The organism is Bacillus sp. NMTD17 (assembly GCF_002998735.1).
GTDB lineage: Bacteria > Bacillota > Bacilli > Bacillales > Bacillaceae > Bacillus.
Genome location: NZ_PVRH01000002.1, coordinates 791,462 through 815,478, shown reverse-complemented (window position 1 = coordinate 815,478; position 24,017 = coordinate 791,462). Strand labels below are relative to the sequence as shown.

General features: G+C 42.6%; 19 protein-coding genes. 16 read left to right on the top strand and 3 right to left on the bottom strand.

Annotated features, from left to right (window positions below; translation table 11 throughout):
* Nucleotides 1-13: 13 nt before the first annotated feature.
* On the bottom strand, nt 14-412 hold the full coding sequence (locus tag C6347_RS09260) for a hypothetical protein (RefSeq protein WP_034663775.1): 399 nt from the start codon (nt 410-412) through the stop codon (nt 14-16).
* A gap of 152 nt (nt 413-564) precedes the next feature.
* On the opposite strand from C6347_RS09260, the gene C6347_RS09255 reads away from it, so the two are divergent.
* Together C6347_RS09255 and C6347_RS09250 are read left to right on the top strand one after the other, a co-directional pair.
* Nucleotides 565-1,071 (top strand): YhcN/YlaJ family sporulation lipoprotein, encoded by a 507-nt coding sequence (locus C6347_RS09255; protein WP_034663773.1) that lies wholly within the window; start codon nt 565-567, stop codon nt 1,069-1,071.
* Nucleotides 1,072-1,227: 156 nt separating this feature from the next.
* Nucleotides 1,228-2,103: a hypothetical protein gene (locus C6347_RS09250; RefSeq protein ID WP_106036807.1), complete on the top strand. Its 876-nt coding sequence runs from the start codon at nt 1,228-1,230 to the stop codon at nt 2,101-2,103.
* A gap of 25 nt (nt 2,104-2,128) precedes the next feature.
* Here the strand turns inward: C6347_RS09250 and C6347_RS09245 are convergent, their stop codons facing one another.
* Nucleotides 2,129-2,773, bottom strand: coding sequence for a spore coat protein (locus C6347_RS09245; RefSeq protein ID WP_012009386.1), 645 nt, complete (start codon nt 2,771-2,773; stop codon nt 2,129-2,131).
* A 143-nt stretch (nt 2,774-2,916) separates the two neighbouring features.
* On the opposite strand from C6347_RS09245, the gene C6347_RS09240 reads away from it, so the two are divergent.
* The 3 genes from C6347_RS09240 (at nt 2,917) to C6347_RS09230 (ending at nt 9,899) form a co-directional block, all read left to right on the top strand.
* Nucleotides 2,917-6,297, top strand: a complete 3,381-nt coding sequence (locus tag C6347_RS09240; protein WP_106036593.1) for a CheR family methyltransferase — start codon at nt 2,917-2,919, stop codon at nt 6,295-6,297.
* A gap of 85 nt (nt 6,298-6,382) precedes the next feature.
* Entirely contained in the window at nt 6,383-9,286 is a 2,904-nt protein-coding gene (locus C6347_RS09235) for a 5'-nucleotidase C-terminal domain-containing protein (protein WP_060595844.1), read from the top strand.
* A 46-nt stretch (nt 9,287-9,332) separates the two neighbouring features.
* Complete coding sequence (locus C6347_RS09230) at nt 9,333-9,899, top strand: class D sortase (protein ID WP_060595845.1); 567 nt, start codon at nt 9,333-9,335, stop codon at nt 9,897-9,899.
* A 206-nt stretch (nt 9,900-10,105) separates the two neighbouring features.
* Here the strand turns inward: C6347_RS09230 and C6347_RS09225 are convergent, their stop codons facing one another.
* The gene (locus C6347_RS09225; protein ID WP_060595846.1) at nt 10,106-11,014 is read right to left on the bottom strand and encodes an RluA family pseudouridine synthase; all 909 of its coding nucleotides are present in this window, start codon (nt 11,012-11,014) and stop codon (nt 10,106-10,108) included.
* A gap of 109 nt (nt 11,015-11,123) precedes the next feature.
* Here C6347_RS09225 and C6347_RS09220 point away from each other — a divergent pair, with 109 nt between their 5' ends.
* The 11 genes from C6347_RS09220 to glpD all read left to right on the top strand — a co-directional run bounded on the left by C6347_RS09220 (nt 11,124) and on the right by glpD (nt 23,909).
* A complete protein-coding gene (locus tag C6347_RS09220; protein ID WP_106071602.1) occupies nt 11,124-11,474 on the top strand; it encodes a DUF5365 family protein in 351 nt (116 codons plus the stop codon).
* A 309-nt stretch (nt 11,475-11,783) separates the two neighbouring features.
* A complete protein-coding gene (locus C6347_RS09215; protein WP_106036598.1) occupies nt 11,784-12,449 on the top strand; it encodes an HAD family hydrolase in 666 nt (221 codons plus the stop codon).
* Between the two features lie 15 nt (nt 12,450-12,464).
* On the top strand, nt 12,465-14,003 hold the full coding sequence (locus C6347_RS09210; RefSeq protein ID WP_066031113.1) for a bifunctional GNAT family N-acetyltransferase/carbon-nitrogen hydrolase family protein: 1,539 nt from the start codon (nt 12,465-12,467) through the stop codon (nt 14,001-14,003).
* A 197-nt stretch (nt 14,004-14,200) separates the two neighbouring features.
* Nucleotides 14,201-14,617 carry a VOC family protein gene (locus C6347_RS09205; RefSeq protein ID WP_066031112.1) on the top strand — a complete coding sequence of 139 codons (417 nt, stop codon included), beginning with the start codon at nt 14,201-14,203 and terminating at the stop codon, nt 14,615-14,617.
* An 88-nt stretch (nt 14,618-14,705) separates the two neighbouring features.
* Nucleotides 14,706-15,623, top strand: coding sequence for an AEC family transporter (locus C6347_RS09200; protein ID WP_066031771.1), 918 nt, complete (start codon nt 14,706-14,708; stop codon nt 15,621-15,623).
* A 32-nt stretch (nt 15,624-15,655) separates the two neighbouring features.
* A complete protein-coding gene (locus C6347_RS09195) occupies nt 15,656-17,248 on the top strand; it encodes a PucR family transcriptional regulator (RefSeq protein WP_106071601.1) in 1,593 nt (530 codons plus the stop codon).
* 234 nt (nt 17,249-17,482) lie between these two features.
* A complete protein-coding gene (locus C6347_RS09190) occupies nt 17,483-18,823 on the top strand; it encodes an aspartate aminotransferase family protein (protein WP_106071600.1) in 1,341 nt (446 codons plus the stop codon).
* Nucleotides 18,824-19,006: 183 nt separating this feature from the next.
* Nucleotides 19,007-19,564 carry a glycerol-3-phosphate responsive antiterminator gene (locus C6347_RS09185; RefSeq protein WP_034663739.1) on the top strand — a complete coding sequence of 186 codons (558 nt, stop codon included), beginning with the start codon at nt 19,007-19,009 and terminating at the stop codon, nt 19,562-19,564.
* Between the two features lie 216 nt (nt 19,565-19,780).
* Nucleotides 19,781-20,596, top strand: coding sequence for an MIP/aquaporin family protein (locus C6347_RS09180; RefSeq protein WP_106048865.1), 816 nt, complete (start codon nt 19,781-19,783; stop codon nt 20,594-20,596).
* 15 nt (nt 20,597-20,611) lie between these two features.
* On the top strand, nt 20,612-22,108 hold the full coding sequence (glpK, locus tag C6347_RS09175) for a glycerol kinase GlpK (RefSeq protein ID WP_060595850.1): 1,497 nt from the start codon (nt 20,612-20,614) through the stop codon (nt 22,106-22,108).
* A 139-nt stretch (nt 22,109-22,247) separates the two neighbouring features.
* Nucleotides 22,248-23,909, top strand: a complete 1,662-nt coding sequence (gene glpD, locus C6347_RS09170; RefSeq protein WP_106036600.1) for a glycerol-3-phosphate dehydrogenase — start codon at nt 22,248-22,250, stop codon at nt 23,907-23,909.
* The last annotated feature ends 108 nt before the right edge of the window (nt 23,910-24,017 follow it).

Below are 24,017 nucleotides of genomic sequence, written 5' to 3'. Positions count from 1 at the left end.
GGCTCCTGTTTTCTTATTTGTGCTCGATGTCATTGATTACTTGCTGGATTGATTCATCATCCATCACATTCATGACACTTTCATCAATATGGAGAGACTGTGCATAAGACTCTCTTGGCTGATGGTTTCTTGATGTCGATTGGTGCTGATTCGTATGATTTGGCTGTACAGCAGTGAATGCCTGCTTCATCATTTGTCCGATTTCCGCAGTTCCCTTTGATTCATTCTGTGCGTGTGACTCGTGACGAGATGAGTCATGGTGCTGATGGCTTTTTCCTTTCATCATTGAAGACATATTCATTTGCGTCATGCTTTTCAGCCTTCTTCGTAAAACCGGAGAAAATAATGCAATGATGGCTGTTGATACTGCAATCATTGCGCCAGTGCTCATGCCTTTTCTTTTCTTAAACAAACGAATCCCTCCATTTGATCATGATGATACTTTTTCATCATGTTTAGGATGACCAAAGCAGGCTGAATTATGAATTCATTTTATGAAATAGAAATGTGTGCATAAAAAGCCGGCTGGATGAAAAACCTATGAGCAAAAGGAGGGAATAATTGATGAATAAGAAATGGATGCTATCTTTACTACTCGTTCCAACATTGATCACCACTGGATGTGGAATGAACAACCAGGGCGATGAGCGAAGAGGAACAATGAAACGACAGTATGAAAATGTCACATATAAGAATGACAATATGAGACAGGACGAACCAAATGTTCAAACACCTCAGAAGGTCAAAGTGGCAGATAAAGCGTCTGAGCTTGTAGCCAACATGTCTGAAGTGAAAACAGCGAACGTGCTTGTCACAGGAAAAAATGCATTTGTTGCCGTTATGCTTGAAGGCGATAAAAGCGGTAATGTGACGGACGATCTGAAAAAGAAAATTTCAGACAAAGTCAAATCAACGGATCAACAAATCGACAACGTGTATGTATCTGCGAATCCAGACTTTATCGATCGTATGGAAGGATACGGAAAACGTATTAGAAGCGGAGAGCCAATTTCAGGATTTTTCGATGAATTTACTGAAACGGTTCGGCGTGTCTTCCCTGAATCAAAATAGCTACGACAAAAGCCGTATGTCATATGCGGCTTTTTTGTTTGGAACCGCACCTTGCGCACCTGACTGCATAAAGTAAAAAATATATCACCTCTTGTTGATCTTTGTTTCTTCATAGAAAGAGAAAGAGGCTGCAGGATGAATTCAGGTGGGGAGCAAATGAAAGCCAAGCCGTCATTGATTCATAAAAAGCTTGTAGGCGGAATGATTGCAGCAGGTCTCATTTTTTATGCTTTCACCGCGTACTTGATTTATGTTGCGTTTCAGCTGACAGGACAATATTTAGAGCAGCAGTCTTCTCCTAAAACCATATTAACGGAGGGACTCAATAAGCAAGTTTATGAACATATTAGAATATACTATGCAGAGGAAGAGGACGCTTTTGTTGACCTGACAATCGAGGCCATGGATCAGGCAAAGAAGAGGACAGCGTCAGTGTTTCAATTTGAAACTGACAAACCTTTAGACATTATTTATTTTGATGATAAAGAGACGATCGAGCAATTTGCCGGAATCAAGCATATTACGGGTTTTTACTCCGATCATGATCAAATGATTGGGTTATATCCAGATAAACGGGAAGCATTATTGAAGAAAGAGACACTGCCTTTATACTTTTTCAACACGTTATTTATTCATGAATATGCTCACTTTGTTTTCTATGAAAAAGTTCATTCTTATGAAGTGTCTCCAGTGATCTTTCCGCTTTGGTTCCATGAAGGAACAGCAGAATGGACGGCCTATGACGTGTTAAATGCCACGTCTGAACGGTTCGACGTCATTCCCTTTCAATCTCTTCATTCCGATCAAGATTGGCAGGACGCCCGGATGGCGTATGAGACAGATGTTTATTTGCAAAGCTATTATATGATCTATGAGCTGGTGCAGCTTTACGGACGAGATATCATACATGAGATCATGCAGGAAACGGCGAAAACAGGTCAATTTGCTAAAGGCTTTGAACAGGCGACAGGGCAGCGGCTAGCAGATTTTGAAGATCAGTTTAACAAGATGTATCAAAGAAAAAACGGCTGACCAGAGAAAAGGGTCAGCCGTTTTTTTAATGAAGGGGTTTTTGCTGATTGGCTTTGCTTGGCGGCATTTGAACCTGCCCTTGAAGCGGTGCGAAAGCTGATGTCATGGCTGTCATGTCTTGTCTGGAAAGCTGGGGAACTTGATAGTAGCCATGCTTGTTTTGATACAAGAAAATTTCATAGGCCATTTCAATAAAGTTCGGGATTTGCGCAGCAAGCACACGTCTGACAACTGGATTTGTTACTTCTAATGCAGACATGGAAAGTAATCCAGCATGTGATTTGACCAGGCTGAGCATATGCCCTGTGATGCCCAAGTCTTTTACATCCTGTAATGACTGATTCGGCTTCTTCGGCTGAGAAGGCTTGATCCCGTACGTCACTTGTGTGTGCTCTTTCATCATATAAGTAGCGGTTTCTTCACTAGGCTTTTGGCCGGTAGAAAAACAATCTACAGTGACATTGTACTGAGATAAAACGAATTGGTATTGTCGATCCAAGATGTCGGATAATGCAGGATCCTGAATAAACTGCCGCAGGATCATATACTGATCCAAAATATTAATCGTGCCGGCTAAAATTTCATGTAAATCGAATAACTCATGTCCGCCATGATTGAGCTCGGGCTGGGGAGCGCTTCCTTGAAACATTGGTTGCTGATCGTTTTGCATTGAGATTCCTCCTTCTGTTTATACAATCTGTTTTAATGTGAGGATGTTTTCCTTCTTTCATGCAAAAACATTATTTACAATTAGAGGGTTTTCTTCCTTTTTGTCGAAAAAAAGTATCAGACGAATGAACATGGGGGTACCAGATGCAGGACAAAATCATTAATCGTTTGATAGAAGACGAACATGTGCAGGCACCAGTGATTGGCATCGGTGTTTCACCGTTTGAACAGCATCATCTTGAGGCTTTTTTTCAATCATTTCCACATGAATTAAATGCCTCTTTTATTGTTGTGCAAAATCATGTGACGGACGATTGTATAACTGATTTGGAAGCACTTGTTTTACCGATTGGCTACCGGGCAAAAACGATTAAACATGGTGAGAAAGTCATGAAGAAGACGATTTATTTTTGTCCACAGCATGCGGTTGTGACGTTAACAGAAGATCAGCGGCTGCACCTATCAGAGCAGCTGCCGGCGTGCATGGCTTGCTCTGTGGACTTGCTTTTTCAGTCTCTTGCCAGCGTTCAAAAGGAAGAGGCTTTTGCGATTTTCTTTCAAAAAGGTCATTGTGTGGGAAGTGGCTTGCTTCAGTTGGTTGAGCAAGGCGGTACAGCTTTATCGTGCAGTGAGGTAGAAAGCGGTTTTGACACCTTGTATCAACAAACATTCAAAGACCCTTCAACCCTTGCGGCATATATCGCCAATATCATCAACGTCCCGCATGTCGATGAGGCAGATCCTGTTTTACTGAGAATTATTGAACGTCTTGAAATGTATAAAGGCATTGCCTTTTCAACCTATCAAAAGAAAAGGCTGCTATCTGTCATTCAAAAACGAATGAGGATTGCAAAAAAACGGATTTCATTATTATCAGAGTACGACTGCTTATTAGAAAGAGAACCAGATGAGCTTGATCGCCTGCACGCGCAGCTTTTAAGCGGCATGACGTCTTTTTTTAGGGATATGGAGGCTTTTCGTGTATGTGAACATCAGATCATTCCGTCGATCATTGAAAATGCGGTGAAAAACGGGAAATCTCGATGCCGTATTTGGATTGCGGGATGTTCGACAGGAGAGGAGGCCTATTCTTTTACGATCTTATTTTTAGAAGAAATGAAGCGAAGACAAGTGACCATTGAACTTCAAGTATTTGCAACAGATATCAACCGGAAAGCCATTCAAACAGCTAGTAAAGGTCTTTACTCAGTAGAGTCTATGGCAAGGATGCCGGAAAAATGGCGGGCGCGATATTTCGAAAGGAAAGGTGACGCTTTTATTGTGAAGCAGTCGCTTAGAAAACATATTGTCTTTGCACCTCACAATTTATTGATCGATTCACCTTTTATCCACCTCGATTTTATCAGCTGCCGAAATGTTCTGATGTACTTCCAGCCTGAAGTGCAAAAACGAATATTGTCCCGATTCCAATATGCTTTAAAAGATCAAGGGATGTTGATATTAGGGCCAAATGAAACTGTACCCAATATCCCTCGTTTGTTTCATTTGTTCAATGAAAAATGGAACATTTACACCCATTCAAACGTTTCTAAACCACATGTCCCTTGGGCACCAGACGCTCGTGATATCGAGTTGAAAGCGCGAGCCGCACAATATATGCAAGAAGTAAGCGAGGATTATGATGCATGTATGATTATCAACGATAGTGACGAAATCCTGGCATTATCAAATGGTGCGTATTCTTTTTTAGACCATACAGAAGTGTCAGATCAAGCATGTGAATATGTAACACCTGATTATATGAAAGAGATGTTGAGTCAAACCTTTCAAAAGGTGTGGACAGACGAGACAGAGGTTGTGTCTCAACATGTTCTCATTTCGGAAAAAGGCAGCAAGCAGTATGCAGATTTTACCGTGAAAAGTTTTGACCGCCGTTTTAAGGGAGTTTACGTCATTCTCATTCGAATGAATGAGAGAGGAAAAAATCAAAATAACGGCAGGGGCAAAGGAATGTCAGATCAGAATTCAGTCTATCAACAGCGTATTGTCGATTTAGAAAATGAACTCAATGAAGTCAAACAAAAGGAGCAGGAGGCAAGGGCTCAATTAAAAGCGAAACACACGCAATTAGAGGAGTTTGAGAAAAAACACGAGCATTTTATTAATATCATAAACAACTTAAGAGTGACAAGAGAAAAACTGTACAGACCCTCTGTCAAGCCGGAGCTTGCGACGTTGTTTGTGGACAGGGACATGAATATTCGCTATTACACTCCTACAGCTGCCTCTTTATTTACTTCAGCGAAAATCAGGCATCAGCAATCCTTTCAGTCGATGGCTAAAAAGCTTACGCAGGAAACGCTCTATCATGATATCCAATCCGTCATATCGGATAGGCGCGCGATCGAACGTGAAATTGAAACGAACGAAGGAGAGCAATTCACCGTTCACATCACACCTATCTTCGATCAAGAGCATGAAGGAGCGGTGATGACTTGGATTAAAATGACCGAAGTAACGAAAATCAAACAGTCGCTTCATCTAGCGGTGACGGCGCTTGATAACAGCCATATTCATATTGTAGTTGCAACGGAGGAAGGGGTTATCCAGTGCGTGAATCAGCGTTTCTGTCAGTTTGTCCAGCAGCATGAATATGACCTGATCGGCAAAGATATTTTTTCTGTCTACCATTCGCTATGTCAATGTGATGATTTAGAGAAGCAATGGAAGGTTTGTTTAAAAGAGGGCAGCTGGACAGGTGAGCTGTACTTTCAAGATTTATCTGGGCGCGAACGATGGGAGAGAGTCTCTTTACATCGAATCGATGATCCTGACAAAATGCAGTCAACCGTGATGCGGATTTCAGAGGATATCACCAATCAAAAGCAGTCAGAAAAGATGCTGATGAAATCAGAGATGCTGTCGGCAGTAGGGCAGCTTGCAGCAGGTATCGCTCATGAGATACGGAACCCGCTGACATCGTTAAAAGGATTTTTACAGCTGATGATTCAAAGTAAGAAGTATCAGAAAGATTATGCAGATGTGATGATGTCAGAGTTTAATCGGCTCGAGTCAATTATTAATGAATTCCTTGTTCTTTCTAGAAGCAAATCGGTGAAATTTGAACCGGTACATGTCAATCTTCTGCTCGAAGAAGTGATCATGGTTGTTGAATCCCAGGCGGTCTTAAAAGGCGTGTCCATTCAGAAAAATCTGTCTCCGTCGCTCCCTAACATTCAAGGCATTCCGAATGAATTAAAACAAGTCTTCCTGAACATCCTTAAAAACGGAATTGAAGCGATGGATGGTGTGACAGGTGTCATCAAGGTGACCTCTCTCATGAAAGATCATCAAATGATGTTGATATTTGAAGACCAAGGAAAGGGAATACCAGAGGACGAAATAGGGAAGCTCGGTGAACCTTTTTATACTACAAAAGAAAAGGGGACAGGCCTTGGTTTAATGATGACCATTAAAATCATTGAAAGCCATGGCGGCACCATTCGTTTTGAAAGTAAAAGCTTTGAGGGAACACGTGTGATTATTACCTTTCCGATGAGTTAAAAAGACAAGTTTTACATGAAATCCATTCAACATCAATATTTACTTTGTACACTATGAGAGATGAAGCGCAAAGGGGAGAGGTCTAATGAAACGAATGCTATCTATTCGAATGATTTGTTGTTTGGTTTTGATGATCTTTAGTTTGCAATCCTTACTGCCTGGCATGATCGCAGGAGGCGAGGTCAGTGCATCTGAAAAGAAGGAAATGGTGTGGAAGCAAAAAAAGATCGTGCAGATCAAAAAAGCCCGTCAGCTAATAGGAGAGACCGTGACGGTGAGCGGAATTGTGACAGCAGATCAATCCGCTGTAGGCAATGGGAAATTGTCCACATACATTCAAGACAAATCAGCTGGAATCAATATTTATTCAGCGCAGCCCAATCACTTCCCGGAACTAAAAGCAGGCATGAAGGTGACAGTGACTGGTAAGATCACGTCTTATAAAGGAATGATTGAAATTGTGCCAGATCAAGGCCGCCTGAAGATAGATGCTGTGAATCAAACTTTGCCAAAGGCGAAGCGAGTGTCCGTTAAACAACTAGAAACGGATCAAGCCGGTAAACATGAAGGAAGACTAGTGAAGATTAAAGGCTATGTTGAGGCAAAACCAGCGCAGCCGGCTGGCGGTGGATACAATGTGGTGATCATTGATAAAAAATACCACAGCACCATCCTGAGAGTGATGGTCGATACAAATGCTATTGATAAAGTAAAGACAGGGAAATGGTACGAGTTTACAGGGGTGTTAAGCAGGTATGATACGCTGCAGGTGCTTCCAAGACATAAGGATGATATCAAACTGCTGAAACGCCAGCCAAAGCCGCCAAAGATGAAGAAGGAATACAAAGCAACAGTTGACCGTGTGGTGGATGGAGATACGATTCATCTAAAGAAGCCTGTTCTTGGTACAACAAAGGTGCGTTTTGTGAATATGGACACGCCGGAAACGTATCATAAGCCAAAAAATGAATTAGACCAAAACCAATTGCGTTTTGGACAGCAAGCGACTGACTATTTAAAAACACTTCTTTCAAGCGGTGACCAAGTCACATTAAAGATTGGTCCTGAAGCGAAGGACAGCTATGGACGTCTTTTAGCTCAAGTGAAGACCAAAAAAGGGCTAAATACAAATCTAGAGCTTGTAAAAAAAGGATATGCCCCTACTTATTTCATCTGGCCAGTTGGAGATGAAAAGGACTATCATACGTTTCAAAAAGCAGTAAAAGAAGCAAAAGAAAAAGGACTGGGCATATGGAACGAAGCGGATCCTCTGATGGAACAGCCGTTTGAATTTAGAGCACGAGAACAGAAAAAAGGACTGACACGCTATGTTGGTGACTCAGCTGTGAAAACCTACGTGTCCCCTGACAAATGGAAAGAAATCAATGTGGATAAACGGATCTTTTTTGCTTCCAAAGAAGAAGCAGAGCAGGCTGGCTATCAGCCGGCAAAGGATGCAAGCGAAGTACCATTAACGATTTTAAGTATGAATGATTTACACGGTAAAATTGATCAAGAATACGAGCTGGATCTCAAAGGTGATGGCAGTAAAGGCATGTACGGACGAATGGATTATGTCGCGGCCTATATGAAGCAAAAACAAGCAGCACACAAAAATACGATTACGGTCCATGCTGGAGATATGATTGGCGGGAGCTCTCCTATATCTTCTCTTCTGCAGGATGAACCAACCGTTGAACTCATGGAGAACATTGGCTTTGATGTGGGCACGGTCGGCAACCATGAATTCGATGAAGGGGTCGACGAGCTATTGCGTATCTTAAATGGCGGAGAACATCCTAAAGGCACAAAGGGGTATGACGGACAGAACTTCCCGCTCGTTTGTGCGAACTGTGAATACAAGGATACAGGTAAGCCACTTTTACCGGCTTATGAAATCATCGATGTCGAAGGAATCCCAGTCGCATTTATCGGTGTTGTGACCAAGTCAGCCGCAGGAATGGTCATGCCAGAAGGGATTAAAGACATTCAGTTTACAGATGAAGTCAAAGCCGTGAATGAAGCCACGAAGGAACTAAAACAAAAAGGGGTTAAAGCCATTGCAGTTTTAGCTCATATGACAGCCTCTCAAAATGGCGATACGATCACTGGAGAGAGTGCAAAGCTTGCCAAAGAAGGTGATGATGAAATTGACGTCATCTTTGCAGGGCATAATCACGAAGTGGTCAATGGAGAGGTCAATGGGAAATTAATTGTGCAAGCCTTTGAATATGGGAAGGCGATTGGCGAAGTCAATGTGACACTTGACCGCAAAACGAAGGATATCGTCAAAAAGAGTGCAAATATCCAGTATGTAGATCAAGCTGGTATAGAAAAGGACAAGGAAGCAGCAGACATCTTGGCTCATTACGGGAAAGAAGTGGAGCCGATTATTAGTGAGGTTGTTGGAGAAGCTGGGGTCAAAATGGAAGGCGGCTATTCAAATGATGGAGACACGCCGCTCGGTAATTTGATTGCAGATGGTATGAGATATTCAATGAAAAGTGACTTTGCCATGATGAATGGAGGGGGCATTAGGCAAAACCTTGAAAAAGGGCCGATAACGTGGGGAGATCTCTTTAATATTCAGCCATTCGGCAACGTTTTAGTCAAACTGGAGATCAAGGGAAAAGACTTAGTTGAGATCATAGAAGCTCAAATTTCTCCACAATTTGGACCAGATTATAGCATTTCAGGCTTTTCATATTCCTATGATCCGGTAACATATAAAGTAGTCGACTTGAAGCTGCCAGATGGTTCAGCCGTAGCTTTCGATCAAACGTATACACTCACTGTAAATAACTTCATGGCAACTGCAACTGGCAGTAAATATGCACCAATAGGCAGACTTGGGAAAAACCCTGAAACAGGCCCAGAAGACTTAGAAGCCACTGTCGCTTTTGTCAAAAGCTTTGAGGGAGCTTCCATTGTGTATCAAAAAGAGGGGCGAATTCAAATAGCAAAACAAGAAGAAAAAGCAGCAAGCTAAAGAGCGTATCATCTAAGAGAAATGTAACAGGCAAAGGAGTTTAAGCATGAAAAAGTGGCTTGCACTGACTGTGATGACAGCCGGGATTGTTCTGCTCGGCTGGGGGATTTGGCAAATCGCCTCTACTCATCTTCAAACAGCCCAATCATTAGACGAAGCGAAGAAGGCTGTGGCGGACGATCAAGGGATGTCCAAAAAGCAGTTTGCTCCAGAAGTGGGGAAAGCTTCTGGCATCCTGACGATTCCAAAATTAAAAGCAGACCTTCCCATTGTCGAAGGGACGGATGCGGATGACCTTGCAAAGGGAGTAGGACACTACAAAGGCAGTTATTATCCTGATCAGAATGGACAAATCGTCCTATCTGGCCACCGTGACACGGTGTTTCGCCGGACAGGTGAACTGGATATTGGAGATCAGCTGAAAATCACTGTGCCGTATGGTGAGTTTGTGTATGAAATCACGCATACGAAAATTGTCGATCAGCATGATACATCCATTATTACGTTGCAGAATGAAAAGGAAGAGCTGATATTAACCACATGCTATCCTTTTCATTTCGTCGGCAATGCACCAGAGCGGTACATTATTTATGCAAAAAGAGCGTCTGTCTAAAGAAAAAGAGCCTGCTGATCATATGCAGGCTCCCAGCGTGTAGACAAACCCTTGCATTCGTTGTCAGATCTACGTTCCGGTGCTCGTCCTTCCTAGAACTGCAAAGGTTTTCTATCACGCTGAAAAGAAGAAAGGGCTAAAATAAGATTATTTTAGCCCTTTGTCAACAATCTGAGATCCTGCTAATCAAATGCAGGCTCTTTATTTTAATGGATGATTTTATTCATGAGCTGGTCCATATCAGGTGGTAGAGGTGCTTCGATGATCAGATGCTCACCTGTAAAGGGGTGTTTCATGTCAACTTGCTTGGCGTGAAGAGCACACCTGTTGATGTAATCACGAACTCCGTCATATAAAGTGTCCCCAGCTAGTGGATGCCCGAGACTGCTAAGGTGGACACGAATTTGATGCGTTCTACCCGTCTCTAATTGCAGTTTAACGGCTGTCATTTGCAGACGTTTATTCATGTCCATGACCTGAAAATGAGTCACAGCTTTTTGTCCAGTAGGGGAGATTCTTCGTCTGACTGCATGGTGTTTGTCACGGCCGATCGCTGCATCAATGGTGCCTTTCTTTTTTTTGAAAAGCCCCTCTGCGATGGCGATGTATGTTCGGCTGATTGTTTTTTTAGAAAGCATTTGATCAAGAGCCGCATGGGCTAATCTATGCTTTGCAAAAATGACGGTGCCGCTTGTGTCTTGATCCAGCCTGTGGATATGTCTCACCCTCTTTTCTTCTCCATTTGCTTGAAAATGGAAGGCCACAAGGTTAGCCAGTGTGCCCGTTTGTCCTTGTTCATTCGGATGAGTTGGCCGTCCGGCAGGTTTTTGCACAATTAATAAATGCTCGTCCTCGAAGAGCACCTCTAATTCACCGTATTCTGGTGCCACATCACTTTCTTCTGTTTCAAATAAATCAATGATGATCTGATCGCCTTTACTGACTTTAGCCGCGTGATGGGCAGGCTTTTGATTTAAACGGACTTTTTGATGCTCCATCCAAAAATGGATAATCGGTTTTGATGCAGATACGGCTGTCTTTAAAAAATGACTGAGTGATGTGTGATGATACTGCTCGTCTACTTTGAGTGAGAGCGTGTGCCCTTTTATGATCATGATATCCGTTCCTCTCTATGGGTATATATAGGAAACACTTACCTTGGCGAACGCCTTTTTTTCTGTGCTATTCTGAATGGAGAAATAACGACAGAGAGGTAGATGTCACGTGAGATTAATGAAAGCTGCTACAGACCTGCAAGAGCAGGCAATTGAAGAAATATCAAAGGATGTTGAAGATCTTCTTTCTCATGCTGTCAATGGACAGCAGCTGGATATGCGTCAAAAAGACCGCTCCCTTACCTTTATTGATGGCGTATATAACGGGACGATGGATGATGCTTTTCGTATTTTATCGGGACTTCAGCTATTACATACCATAATTGTAAAACCGAAACGTCATATCACCAAACGTGATCGTGAGCTATTCGAGCGGAACCGTGAGCAGGTCAATGCCTGCGGCTTTTCTTTTCCGTTTGATCTAGATGATTTTGTCAGCCGTCACCTTCAAAATGCGTAAAAGATGGTGTGAACTTCCTTGTTAACTTACAAGGCCCTCGCACATACTATTTTTAAGGGAACGGAGAAACCTTTAAGATCTGTAATACCAAACCCGCTCTTTTTCAACATTGCCTATTTCTCCACGAATCGGAGCGCTTGGATCTCTTACAGAATGAACAGAACACGGGTAGGAGCCTGACAAAACGGTGCAGGCTCCTTTTATACATAATCATTTTAGCAGACATTCATCTTTGAAAGTCAATTTTATTCACGATATGATAGCATTGAGTAAATGTTTAAGACTTTCGTAAAAAAAGGAGTGGCCTCGTTGGTAAAGGCGATTATATTTGATTTTGACGGATTAATTTTAGATACAGAAACACATGAATATGAGGTTTTACAAGAAATGTTTGCGGAGCATGAGTCAGAGCTGCCTCTTTCCGTATGGGGCAATGTCATTGGGACGCAGGCAGGCTTTAAGCCATTTGAATATTTGGAAAAGCAGCTAGGGAAGACGCTGGATCATGAGACACTCACAGCAGATCGGCGTTCTCGTTTTCAAAAAAGAATGAAGGACGAATCAGCAAGACCTGGCGTAGAAGCTTATTTAGAAGCAGCAAAGGAGCTCGGGATCAAGATTGGACTTGCTTCCAGCTCAGACTATAAATGGGTGTCAGATCACCTAAAGCAGATTGGTCTTTTCGACTACTTTGAATGTATCCGCACGTCAGATGATGTGGAAGAAGTCAAACCAAATCCAGAGCTCTATTTGCAAACCGCACGCTGCTTAGGGGTAGAGCCAAAAGATTGCGTGGCATTTGAGGATTCTGTGAATGGATCAGTAGCTGCCAAACGGGCAGGTATGAAATGTGTCATCGTCCCAAACAAAGTGACGAGCACGCTGCAATTTGAAGAATATGATGTCAGATTAGAATCCATGGCTGAAATCGAATTGCTCCAGCTATTCCATCAGCTTGAAAAAGAGGATCAGTAAGGGGGCAAAAACATCATGGCAGAAAAACTAGACTTAACGCGGTTTGAAAAAAGAATGGTGATCCGCAATATCCGTGAAGAGGATATTGACCGAATCATTGCCTTGCAAGAGGTATGCTTTCCAGGCATGGACCCTTGGAAACGAGAGCATCTTGAAAGCCACCTTGAGCATTTCCCAGAAGGACAGTTTTGTGCTGAATTCGAGGGAGAAATCATTGGCTCTTGTTCAAGTTTATTAATTAACTTTGATGAATACGATGATCGCCACACGTGGCAGGACATTACAGATGATGGGTACATCACAAACCATAATCCTGATGGGATGAATATGTACGGAATCGAAGTCATGGTGGGTCCTGAGTACCGCCGCATGAAAATTGGGCATCGTTTGTATGAAGCAAGAAAAGACTTAGCGAGAAGATTAAATTTAAAAAGCATCATCATTGGCGGACGCATTCCGAATTATCATAAATACCAAGAGGAAATGACGCCTCGCCAGTATGTGGAGCAGGTGATGCTTCACCAAATCTATGATCCCGTTTTATCTTTTCAGCTGTTAAATGAATTTAGTCTCATGCGGATCAATCCGAATTACCTGCCGGATGATAAAGCATCCAGCACATATGCGACGTTAATGGAATGGAACAATGTCGACTATCGCCCGCAATCGAAAAGATATTATAAATCGGCGTTCCCCGTTCGAATTTGTGTGATTCAATATGCGATGAAACAAATTCATTCCTTTGAGGAATTTATGAATCAGGTGGAGTATTATGTGGATGTCGCATCAGATGCATCAGCTGACTTTGCCGTATTCCCAGAAATTTTTACGACGCAGCTCATGTCTTATTTAGAAGAGCGTTCACCAAGTCTTGCCGTACAGCGGATTACGGAATATACCGAGGACTACATTAATTTGTTCACAGACCTTTCTGTGAAATATAACATTAATATCATCGGCGGGTCCCACTTTGTAGAAGAGGAAGGGAAAATCTACAATATCGCCTATTTATTTAGACGTGATGGAACGATTGAAAAGCAATATAAACTTCACATCACGCCGAATGAAAGAAAATGGTGGGGGATTTCAGCTGGTGACCAGGTCCGGGTATTTGATACAGACTGCGGCAAAATTGCGATCCAAATTTGCTACGATATTGAATTTCCTGAGCTTGCACGGATCGCGGCTGACAAAGGAGCGAAAATTATTTTCACTCCGTTCTGTACAGAAGACCGCCAAGGCTATTTAAGAGTACGTTACTGTGCACAGGCGAGAGCGGTTGAAAATCAGATTTATACCGTCATCTCGGGAACAGTTGGCAACCTTCCGCAAACCGAAAATATGGATGTTCAATATGCACAATCGGCTATATTTGCCCCATCAGACTTTGAATTTGCAAGAGATGGGATTGTAGGAGAGTGTAATCCAAACATTGAGATGGTTGTCGTTGGTGATGTCGATTTAGAAATTTTAAGAAGACAAAGGCAAGACGGGACCGTACGTCAGCTGAAAGACCGAAGAAGAGACGTGTACCATATTGAATATAAGAAATAATGAAAGGAAGCGCCTATTGTTGAGGCGCTTCTTTTTGATGACATTTTTTAAAGAGACAATGTGGCGCCATGAGCGATCGCTTTCACTGCTAAAAAAGGGACATCTGATTGGATAAGATTTTTTCGATTGACAAAGGGATGCTGGAGCAAAAGCAGAATATACTGAAAGGAGATCATGTGTTCAAAAAGGAGAGGAATATGGGGCGACAATCTAAACATCTGTATATCAATTTGCCGGTAAAGCACGTGAAGGAATCTATCGCTTTTTTTGAGCAGCTGGGTTTTGACTTTGAGCAGCAGTTCACGAATGATCAGGCGGCCTGTTTGGTCATTGATGACACGATCACCGTCATGCTGTTATCTCTTAGGCATTTTCAATCCATCTCAGAGAAACAATTAGTGGACGCAAAAGAGGCATCAGAGGTGATTATCTCTATTCGTGTCAATTCACGAGAAGAGGTCGATGAGCTTGTCGAGCAGGCAATGGCAGCAGGCGGTTCACCGTTTAAGGAGAAGCAGGATCATGAGTTCATGTATGGATGGAGCTTTCAGGATCTTGATGGTCATTTGTGGGAAGTGTTTTATATGGATGAGGAAAGAAGCGGCCTTTCATAAGGGTGCTTCTTTTTTATTGTTTATCAGTGGTATGATAATGAGGAAGCAGAAGGAATCTGGAATTCAACTAGAGAAAAGTAGGTGCAGCATGGAGTTTTTACTTGTCTTACTGCCAGTGTTCGGCATATTTCTGATTGGGTATATCGGGCAGAAGGCGATTGGTTTTGACATACATACGCTCTCATCAATGTCTTTATATTTAATGTCACCATTTCTTGCGTTTGAAACCTTTTATCAAAACAAAGTGTCGATGGACTATGTGTATTTATCCATTTTTGTTGTCGGGCTTTGTCTTGCACTTATTTTATGTGTCTTTATATTATCTCGTATTTATGGTTATTCGAATGAAACGTATTGTGCCATGATTCTGTCGTCATCCTTTATGAACAATGGAAACTACGGCACGCCCGTTGTGCTGCTTGTCTTCGGAGCAGCAGGTTTGGATATTGCGATCGTGTTGATGGTGCTGCAGCAGCTTGTCATGAGTACAATCGGCATGTATTATGCAGCAAAGGGCGGAGAGGATGCGGGAGATGGAAAGGTCGTGCTGAAAAAAGTGCTTCGTATGCCGGTTGCTTACGGGGCGCTCATCGGTCTATTATTTCAGCTGATTGACCTTTCATTACCTAAAGAGCTGATGACGGGTATTCAGCTTGTAGGGAATGCTGCCATACCGACGATTATGCTTATTTTAGGTATGCAGCTTGCCGTGATCTCTTTTAAGCAAGTGGATTATCGAAATATTTCTTATGCTGTATTGCTGAAGCTGTTTATCTCCCCACTCATCGCATTTGGCTTTACGGTTATTTTACCGGTAGATGATATGGTGAAACAAATTATGATCTTAGTGGCAGCCATGCCGACAGCAGCAAATACCACGCTGATGGCTGTACAATTTCGAACGAAGCCTGAGTTTGTCTCAAGCACGACATTTCTCAGTACAATCTTAAGTATCGTGACATTACCAGTTTTATTATGGATTTTATCCATGCACCCTCTGGGATAGGGGATAGGCGGCAAATAAAGGGGGACATATGAATGAATGTAGATGTTCATTTCCAAGTGAGTGACGTATTGAAAACGAAGCATTTTGCGCATGCAAAAGTGTTAGCAGGGGAAAAAGGATTGTTTCGGCAGGTCAAATGGATCCATGTGTTAGAAGTGCCTGATGTAGAGGATTTGTTAAATGGAGGCGAGCTTATATTAACGACAGCCGCAGGCTTCCATGATCAACTGGATGTGTTTCAAGCGTTTTTACGGCAGCTGATTGATTCAGGGGCAGCCGGCTTGTGTATTGAATTTGTTCCGCTAAGATTCGATGTGCCGGAAGAATTGCTGACCTATGCAGAAGAAAGAGATTTTCCGCTTATTCTGTTTACAAAAGAAGTGAAGTTCGTCAACATCACGCAGCATCTTCATACAATGATGATCGAGCGTCAGTATCAAATGATGGCAGATTTAGAAGCACTATCATCAAAGCTGAATGAGCTTTTACTGACCCCGCATCCGCAGATGGATATTTTGGATCAAGTGTATCAGCACGTAAGGGGGATTCTTTTACTCCTCCCTGTTCAGGGCGAGCCGATTATTTTATGTGATTCTTCCAAACCAACCGAAGAACTGGTCATGAATTATTTACAGTTTGCTTCCGTGCCAAAAGGATACGAAGTGACGCAAAAACAAGTGCTTGCACTCAAACAAACATTTGCAGATCTTGTGCTCATTCATCAAGCGGACACACTCTCTGAATTTGAACTGCTCGTGATGGATAAAGGAGCGAATGCTCTTGCCCAGCAAACATTAAGAGAGCTTTATACAGAAGAGCTGAAGAAAACAAAAGAGAATGAATGGCTGCAAAAATGGTTCCAAGAAGAGCATACAGAACGAGAGATCATAGAGCACCTTGAAGAAACAGAAGGGTTGAAAAAGCCAACTGGCTGCGTAGTTTTGCTCTTTCAAAAGCATCATCAAATCGAAGAAATTGCAGGAAATCTTTACTTTCTCGTATCTTGCCGCTCCATCTTTCAGCGTGCGGGCTTTCATCTGATTGCTTATGAGCATCAAGGACAAACCTTGTTTATTTTATTAAACACGAGAAAGAAAGAGGACTGGAAAGAGCGTGCAGAAAAGGCTGCAAACGACATCAAACAATTGTATGACCGGGAGCAGCCCCGAGGGGCCGAGATCAATTTTGGTATCGGTCAATATTGTGAACAGTTTCAGCACATGAGAAAAAGCTTTCAAGCAGCCAAAGAAGTGCTGCATTTAAAAAAAGTGATGCCTCAGCGGGTGGAAAGTCCATTTTACCAAGATCTACATATGCTTCGTCTCATGCCTATGATGAAGGAAAGCGGTCTGCTTGAATGCATGGTGAAAGAGTATTTAGAGCCCGTGATTTTATACGATAATCAAAATAGCGGGAGACTCTATCAAACGCTGAATATCTTTTTACAGACAAACGGTTCTAAAAAAGAAACCGCAAGCCAGCTCTATATTGTCAGGCAAACCCTTTATCATAGACTGGATAAACTGCATGCCTTACTTGGTGAGGATATGATGCAAGCGCCGAAACGCCAGGCACTTGAATTTGCGATTCTTGCTTATGAATTCCTGCAAGGAAATCGACGTTAGCGGAGTGTGTTCAATTTGCCAAGGCATCAAGAAAAGTGTCTTATGATGGTGTTCAATCAGTTGACGATCTGTCTAATGTAATCGGCCTGCCCCCTTTTTTATAATGAAAGAAACTGTCAAGTTCCAGTTTCATATGCCTCACGTTTCATCCATATAATGAATGGAGAGGCAATGTGCTGCTTGAACTGGTCTAAGCTTCTTTAATGATGAAAACGGATACATGGGGGCGGGAAGATGAAAATACATGAGCAGGCGCAAAATCTTCAGGCGAAAGATGATCAGTTGATCTGGCATCATATGAAAGGGACAAACAAGGAAAATGAAAGTATGGTTATTCACGAGGCAGAAGGCGCATGGGTGACAGATATTCATGGAAATCGCTATTTAGACGGGATGTCAGGTCTTTGGTGTGTAAATGCCGGATATGGCCGCAAAGAGCTTGCAGAAGCGGCGTATAAGCAATTAAAGACAATGCCTTACTATCCGCTTACACAAAGCCACGTGCCGGCTATTCAGCTGGCTGAAAAGCTAAATGAGTGGCTTGGCGGGGACTATGTCATCTTCTTTTCTAACAGCGGTTCTGAAGCCAATGAAGCCGCATTTAAAATTGTCAAACAATATCATGCGCAAAAAGGAGAGAGTACAAGGACAAAGTTCATCTCCCGGTACCGGTCGTATCACGGCAATACAGCAGCTGCTCTTGCCGCAACCGGTCAAGCGCAGCGTAAATATAAATATGAACCATTAGGTCAGGGCTTTATCCACGTTGCACCTCCTGATGTGTATCGTCATCCTGAGGACCAAGAGAATTTGGCGAGTGCTGCGGCGATTGATCAGGCTATGACGTGGGAACTAAGCGAGACCATTGCTGGGGTCATTATGGAGCCGATTATTACGGGCGGCGGTATCCTAATGCCGCCAAAAGGGTACTTGAAGAAGGTCAAAGACATCTGTGAAGCCCATGGAGCGCTTCTCATTGTAGATGAAGTCATCTGCGGCTTTGGCCGGACAGGGAAGCGGTTTGGTTTTATGCATGAGGAAGTAAAGCCGGATATTATCACAATGGCAAAAGGGATTACAAGCGGCTATTTACCACTTTCTGCAACGTGCGTGAAACGAGAAATTTATGAAGCCTATGCAGGAGAAGATACGTATGACAGGCTGCGCCATGTGAATACATTTGGCGGTCACCCTGCTTCCTGTGCGGTGGCAATTGCCAACCTAGAGATTATGGAAAACGAGCAATTAGTGGAACGGTCAGATGCACTGGGCCGAGATATGCTTGAACGTTTGCAAGAGTTAAAAGAGCACCCATTTGTCGGAGATGTCAGAGGAAAAGGCTTGCTGTTTGGCATTGAGCTTGTTCAGGATCAGCAGTCCAAAAAACCAGCTGAGCCACATGTTGTCGGTCAACTGATCGCAGAATGTAAAAAACGCGGGCTGATCATCGGGAAAAATGGTGATACGGTGGCCGGCTATAATAATGTTGCCCAACTTGCACCGCCACTTAATATCACAGATGATGACGCCTCATTTATCATCAACACATTAAAAGAAAGCATGGCACAGCTATAGCAGAGAGACTTCTCTGCTTTTTTCTATGGAATAAAAGCATGCTTTCCAGCATTTTGAGCTAGATCTATGAAGATGATGTGAAGTGAAATCGGTATTGGGCACACTAGGTGTATTGAAAAATAGAAGAGTTTCTATTACTGTTAGGAGAAGACTGATCCAATACACTTTTGAAGGAGACGGCATATGAGTTTTCATGATCAACCTATTCTACCTGCTGTTCGCAATATGAAGCAATTTGAGGAATTTTTAAAAAGTCCATTTACATATGGTGTCTTACTTGATGTTCACTTAGGCCGGCTAAAGGGCATCATGAATGAGGCAAATGCTCATCACAAAAAAATGTTTGTCCATGTCGATCTCATTCACGGGATTAAACATGATGAGTATGGAACGGAATTTATTTGTCAGGAAATGAAGCCAGCAGGAATTATTTCTACTAGGTCTTCTGTCATAGTAAAAGCCAAGCAAAAAAAGGTATATGCCATTCAGCGAATGTTTTTACTTGATACGAGTGCCATGGAAAAAAGCATGGAATTCGTCGGGAAACATCGTCCAGATTTTATTGAAGTGTTGCCGGGAGTCGTACCAGATTTAATTACAGAAGTACGCGAGCGAGCTGGGATCCCAATATTTGCAGGCGGATTTATCCGTACAAAAGAAGATGTAGAAAGAGCGCTTGAAGCAGGGGCTACAGCTGTGACAACCTCGAATACCACCCTTTGGAAAGCGTTCCAAAAATGAAGAAGAGAAAATGTGAATATTTATTGACAACGTTTTCATCCTCTGATACTATTGCACTAAGTTAATATCATGTGATGGAGAAACGGAGATCCACAACAGCGCTTTACTGGGTGACAAATGACCCTGATGTAAAGTATGTTTGTTGTGGATCTTTTTCTTTATCTTTTCTACACACATTCATAGGGGATGGCAACTGAACCAGAGGAGGAATTTTTCATGACACCATTTTGGGGAGAAGTCGTAGGTACAATGCTGCTCATCATTTTTGGAGGCGGTGTGTGTGCGGCAGTTAATTTAAAGAAATCGCTCGCATATCAATCCGGCTGGATTGTAATCGCTTTCGGATGGGGATTTGCAGTAGCCATTGCAGCATATGCAACGGGTGGAATCAGTGGAGCGCATTTAAATCCCGCACTAACAATTGGGCTTGCGCTAGAAGGAAGTTTTCCTTGGGCTGATGTTCCAATGTATATTGTTGGTCAAATGCTCGGCGCATTAATAGGTGCTATTATTGTCTTTTTACATTACTTACCGCACTGGAAAGCAACAGATGATCCAGGTGCAAAGCTAGGTGTATTCTCAACTGGTCCTGCGATTCCGCATACTTTTGCAAACGTACTTAGTGAAGCCATTGGTACATTTGTATTGGTTCTAGGAATCTTAGCGATTGGTGCAAATAAATTTGCAGACGGAGTCAATCCGCTGATTGTTGGTTTTTTAATTGTTGCAATTGGTCTTTCTTTAGGTGGAACAACTGGTTATGCAATTAACCCTGCACGTGATTTAGGTCCGAGAATTGCACATGCGATCCTGCCGATTCCAGGGAAAGGCCCATCGAATTGGAAGTATGCATGGGTGCCAGTCATTGGTCCAATTTTAGGCGGTGCATTTGGCGGTGTTTTCTACAATGCAGCTTTTAAAGCGAACGTCACTCCAGCCTTTTGGATTGTAAGCGTTATTTTAATTGTGGTATTGTTAGGACTCTATGTCTCTACGAAAAACCAAACAAATGCTGTAAATGAAAGTATGTAAGGGGAGGAAAACATCATGACAAAAGAAAAATATATTCTTGCACTAGATCAAGGGACAACAAGCTCAAGAGCGATCTTATTTGATCAAGAAGGCAAAATTGCACATACAGCTCAGAAGGAATTTAATCAATATTTTCCGAACCCAGGCTGGGTAGAACACAATGCAAATGAAATTTGGAGCTCTGTTCTATCGGTCATTTCAACTGCTTTAATTGAATCAGGAATTGAAGCAGACCAAATCGCTGGTATTGGAATTACGAATCAGCGTGAGACAGCTGTTGTTTGGGATAAACATACAGGCGCACCTATTTACAATGCAATTGTTTGGCAGTCAAGACAAACGTCTGGCATTTGTGAAGATTTAAAAGCGCAAGGACACAATGAAACGTTTAGAAATAAAACAGGTCTTCTCATCGATGCTTATTTCTCAGGTACAAAGGTCAAATGGATTTTAGACAATGTAGAAGGTGCCCGTGAGAAAGCAGAAAATGGCGACTTACTGTTTGGCACAATCGATACTTGGCTTATTTGGAAGATGACAGGCGGTAAATCACACGTCACAGATTATTCCAATGCGTCAAGAACGTTAATGTTCAACATTTACGATCTGAAATGGGATGAAGAATTACTTGATATCCTTGGCGTACCTGCATCTATGCTTCCGGAGGTGAAACCATCTTCACACATTTATGGTGAAACAACAGACTATCACTTCTTCGGCAGAAATATTCCGATTGCAGGAGCGGCGGGAGATCAGCAGGCTGCTTTATTCGGTCAGGCTTGCTTTGAAGAAGGAATGGCGAAGAACACATATGGTACAGGATGTTTCATGTTGATGAATACAGGGGAAAAAGCCATTAAGTCGGATCATGGTTTATTAACGACGATTGCATGGGGCATTGACGGCAAAGTTGAATATGCTTTAGAAGGAAGTATTTTCGTTGCTGGCTCAGCGATTCAGTGGCTGCGTGACGGACTGAGAATGTTTAAAGACTCGAAAGACAGCGAAGCATATGCAGAGCGCGTTGAGTCAACAGAGGGCGTATATGTCGTTCCGGCATTCGTTGGTCTAGGCACACCATACTGGGATAGTGATGTCAGAGGCGCTGTTTTCGGGTTAACACGCGGTACTTCTAAAGAGCACTTTGTCCGAGCAACGTTAGAATCACTTGCTTATCAAACGAAAGATGTGTTAGATGCGATGGAAAAGGATTCAAACATTTCATTAAAAACATTGCGCGTTGATGGCGGAGCTGTGAAGAATGATTTCTTAATGGGCTTCCAAAGTGATTTACTGGATGTGCCTGTAGAGCGTCCAGAAATTAATGAAACGACGGCACTCGGTGCGGCCTATCTTGCGGGAATAGCAGTTGGCTTCTGGAACGACCGTTCAGACATTGCAAAACAATGGAACCTTGACAAGCGCTTTGACCCTAAGATGGAAGAGGACAGCCGTGACTCGTTATACAGCGGGTGGAAAAAGGCTGTAAAAGCAGCTCAAGCTTTCAAATAAACCAAAAGTATGGTATACTTCAAGTAAGTTAATAGAACGGTTGGAGAACTGGAGAGACCGCAGGCACCGAAGTGTAGAAATACGCTTTGGGTGTTTGCGGTCTCTTTTTCTTTACCGTACAACATGGGAGGAACAAGAGATGACTTTTTCTAGCTTAGAAAGGGAACAAATGCTGCAGGAAATGACAAAAAAACCATATGATGTGTTTATCATTGGCGGGGGTATTACAGGCGCTGGTACAGCACTTGATGCGTCTTCACGCGGGATGCGCGTTGGTCTTGCAGAAATGCAGGATTTCGCAGCAGGTACGTCTAGCCGCTCAACGAAACTAGTGCACGGTGGACTTCGTTATTTAAAACAATTCGAAGTGAAGATGGTCGCAGAGGTCGGTAAAGAGCGTGCCATTGTATACGAAAACGGTCCTCATGTGACAACACCAGAATGGATGCTTCTTCCGATGCATAAAGGCGGGACATTCGGTAAGTTTTCAACATCCATTGGGCTTAGAGTGTATGACTTTTTAGCTGGTGTAAAGCATAGCGAACGCAGAAGCATGCTAAGTGCGAAGGAAACACTTGCAAAAGAACCGCTTGTTAAAAAGGACGGCTTAAAAGGCGGCGGCTACTATGTTGAATACCGTACAGATGATGCACGCCTGACAATCGAAGTCATGAAAGAGGCTGTGAAATTCGGGGCAGAAGCAGTCAACTATGCGAAAGTAAAAGAATTTATTTATGATAAAGGCAAAGTTGTCGGTGTTGTCATTGAAGATGTCATGACGCAGAAAACCTACGATGTGTATGCGAAGAAAATCGTCAATGCGACAGGTCCATGGGTCGATCAGCTAAGAGACAAAGATCACTCAAAAGAAGGGAAACACTTACAGCATACAAAAGGTATTCACTTAGTATTCGACCAATCAGTCTTCCCATTAAAACAAGCGATCTACTTTGACACACCTGATAAACGTATGGTTTTTGCGATTCCAAGAGAAGGCAAAACGTACGTTGGAACAACAGATACAGTGTACAAAAAGCAGCTGGAACATCCGCGTATGACAAAAGCAGATCGTGATTATGTCATCAAAGCGATTCAATACATGTTCCCTGATCTCAATATTACAGAAAAAGATGTTGAATCTAACTGGGCTGGTCTTCGTCCACTCATTCATGAAGAGGGCAAAGACCCTTCAGAAATTTCTCGTAAGGATGAAGTATGGACATCATCTTCAGGCTTAATTACCATTGCTGGCGGTAAATTAACAGGCTACCGCAAAATGGCTGAGCACATTGTGAATCTCGTACGTGATGGACTGAAAGAAGAAACGGGCAAAGACTTCGGGCCATGTAAAACAAAGCATATGCCAATTTCAGGCGGTCATGTAGGCGGGTCTAAAAATATGGCATCCTTTGTCCAAGCGAAAACAGCAGAAGGAGTATCTGTTGGTTTAACAGAACCGATTGCTCAAAAACTCGCTGAAAAATATGGCTCAAACGTCAGCAGTCTCTTCAAGCGTGTAGAGCAGCTTCAAGGTGAAGCAGACAAACGAAACATTCCAGCGTATGTACTGGCAGAGCTTGTCTATGCAATCGAAGAAGAATTAGCTGTTACCCCTGTTGATTTCTTCTTAAGAAGAACAGGAAGCCTATTATTTAATATCAACTGGGCGAAAAAATATGCACAGCCTGTCGTTGACTATATGGCAGAGCGTTTTGGCTGGGATGAAGCAGCAAAACAGAAACATCAAACAGAATTAGATCAACTATTCCATGAAGCAGTTGTACCACTTGATGCTGAATAAAAGAAAAGCCGATCATGTATCGGCTTTTTTATTTGTTCAGCATTTTCTTCATCTCTCAATGATATAGCATGACATAAAGGATGATTCCATATAAAATAACAGTAGATG

Excerpts from the sequence above, each read along its gene's own strand:
- C6347_RS09255 (WP_034663773.1), top strand. The coding sequence starts at position 565 with ATGAATAAGAAATGGATGCTATCTTTACTACTCGTTCCAACATTGATC.
- C6347_RS09250 (WP_106036807.1), top strand. The coding sequence starts at position 1,228 with ATGAAAGCCAAGCCGTCATTGATTCATAAAAAGCTTGTAGGCGGAATG.
- C6347_RS09245 (WP_012009386.1), bottom strand. The coding sequence starts at position 2,773 with ATGCAAAACGATCAGCAACCAATGTTTCAAGGAAGCGCTCCCCAGCCC.
- C6347_RS09240 (WP_106036593.1), top strand. The coding sequence starts at position 2,917 with ATGCAGGACAAAATCATTAATCGTTTGATAGAAGACGAACATGTGCAG.
- C6347_RS09235 (WP_060595844.1), top strand. The coding sequence starts at position 6,383 with ATGAAACGAATGCTATCTATTCGAATGATTTGTTGTTTGGTTTTGATG.
- C6347_RS09230 (WP_060595845.1), top strand. The coding sequence starts at position 9,333 with ATGAAAAAGTGGCTTGCACTGACTGTGATGACAGCCGGGATTGTTCTG.
- C6347_RS09225 (WP_060595846.1), bottom strand. The coding sequence starts at position 11,014 with ATGATCATAAAAGGGCACACGCTCTCACTCAAAGTAGACGAGCAGTAT.
- C6347_RS09210 (WP_066031113.1), top strand. The coding sequence starts at position 12,465 with ATGGCAGAAAAACTAGACTTAACGCGGTTTGAAAAAAGAATGGTGATC.
- C6347_RS09205 (WP_066031112.1), top strand. The coding sequence starts at position 14,201 with ATGGGGCGACAATCTAAACATCTGTATATCAATTTGCCGGTAAAGCAC.
- C6347_RS09200 (WP_066031771.1), top strand. The coding sequence starts at position 14,706 with ATGGAGTTTTTACTTGTCTTACTGCCAGTGTTCGGCATATTTCTGATT.
- C6347_RS09195 (WP_106071601.1), top strand. The coding sequence starts at position 15,656 with ATGAATGTAGATGTTCATTTCCAAGTGAGTGACGTATTGAAAACGAAG.
- C6347_RS09190 (WP_106071600.1), top strand. The coding sequence starts at position 17,483 with ATGAAAATACATGAGCAGGCGCAAAATCTTCAGGCGAAAGATGATCAG.
- C6347_RS09185 (WP_034663739.1), top strand. The coding sequence starts at position 19,007 with ATGAGTTTTCATGATCAACCTATTCTACCTGCTGTTCGCAATATGAAG.
- C6347_RS09180 (WP_106048865.1), top strand. The coding sequence starts at position 19,781 with ATGACACCATTTTGGGGAGAAGTCGTAGGTACAATGCTGCTCATCATT.
- glpK (WP_060595850.1), top strand. The coding sequence starts at position 20,612 with ATGACAAAAGAAAAATATATTCTTGCACTAGATCAAGGGACAACAAGC.
- glpD (WP_106036600.1), top strand. The coding sequence starts at position 22,248 with ATGACTTTTTCTAGCTTAGAAAGGGAACAAATGCTGCAGGAAATGACA.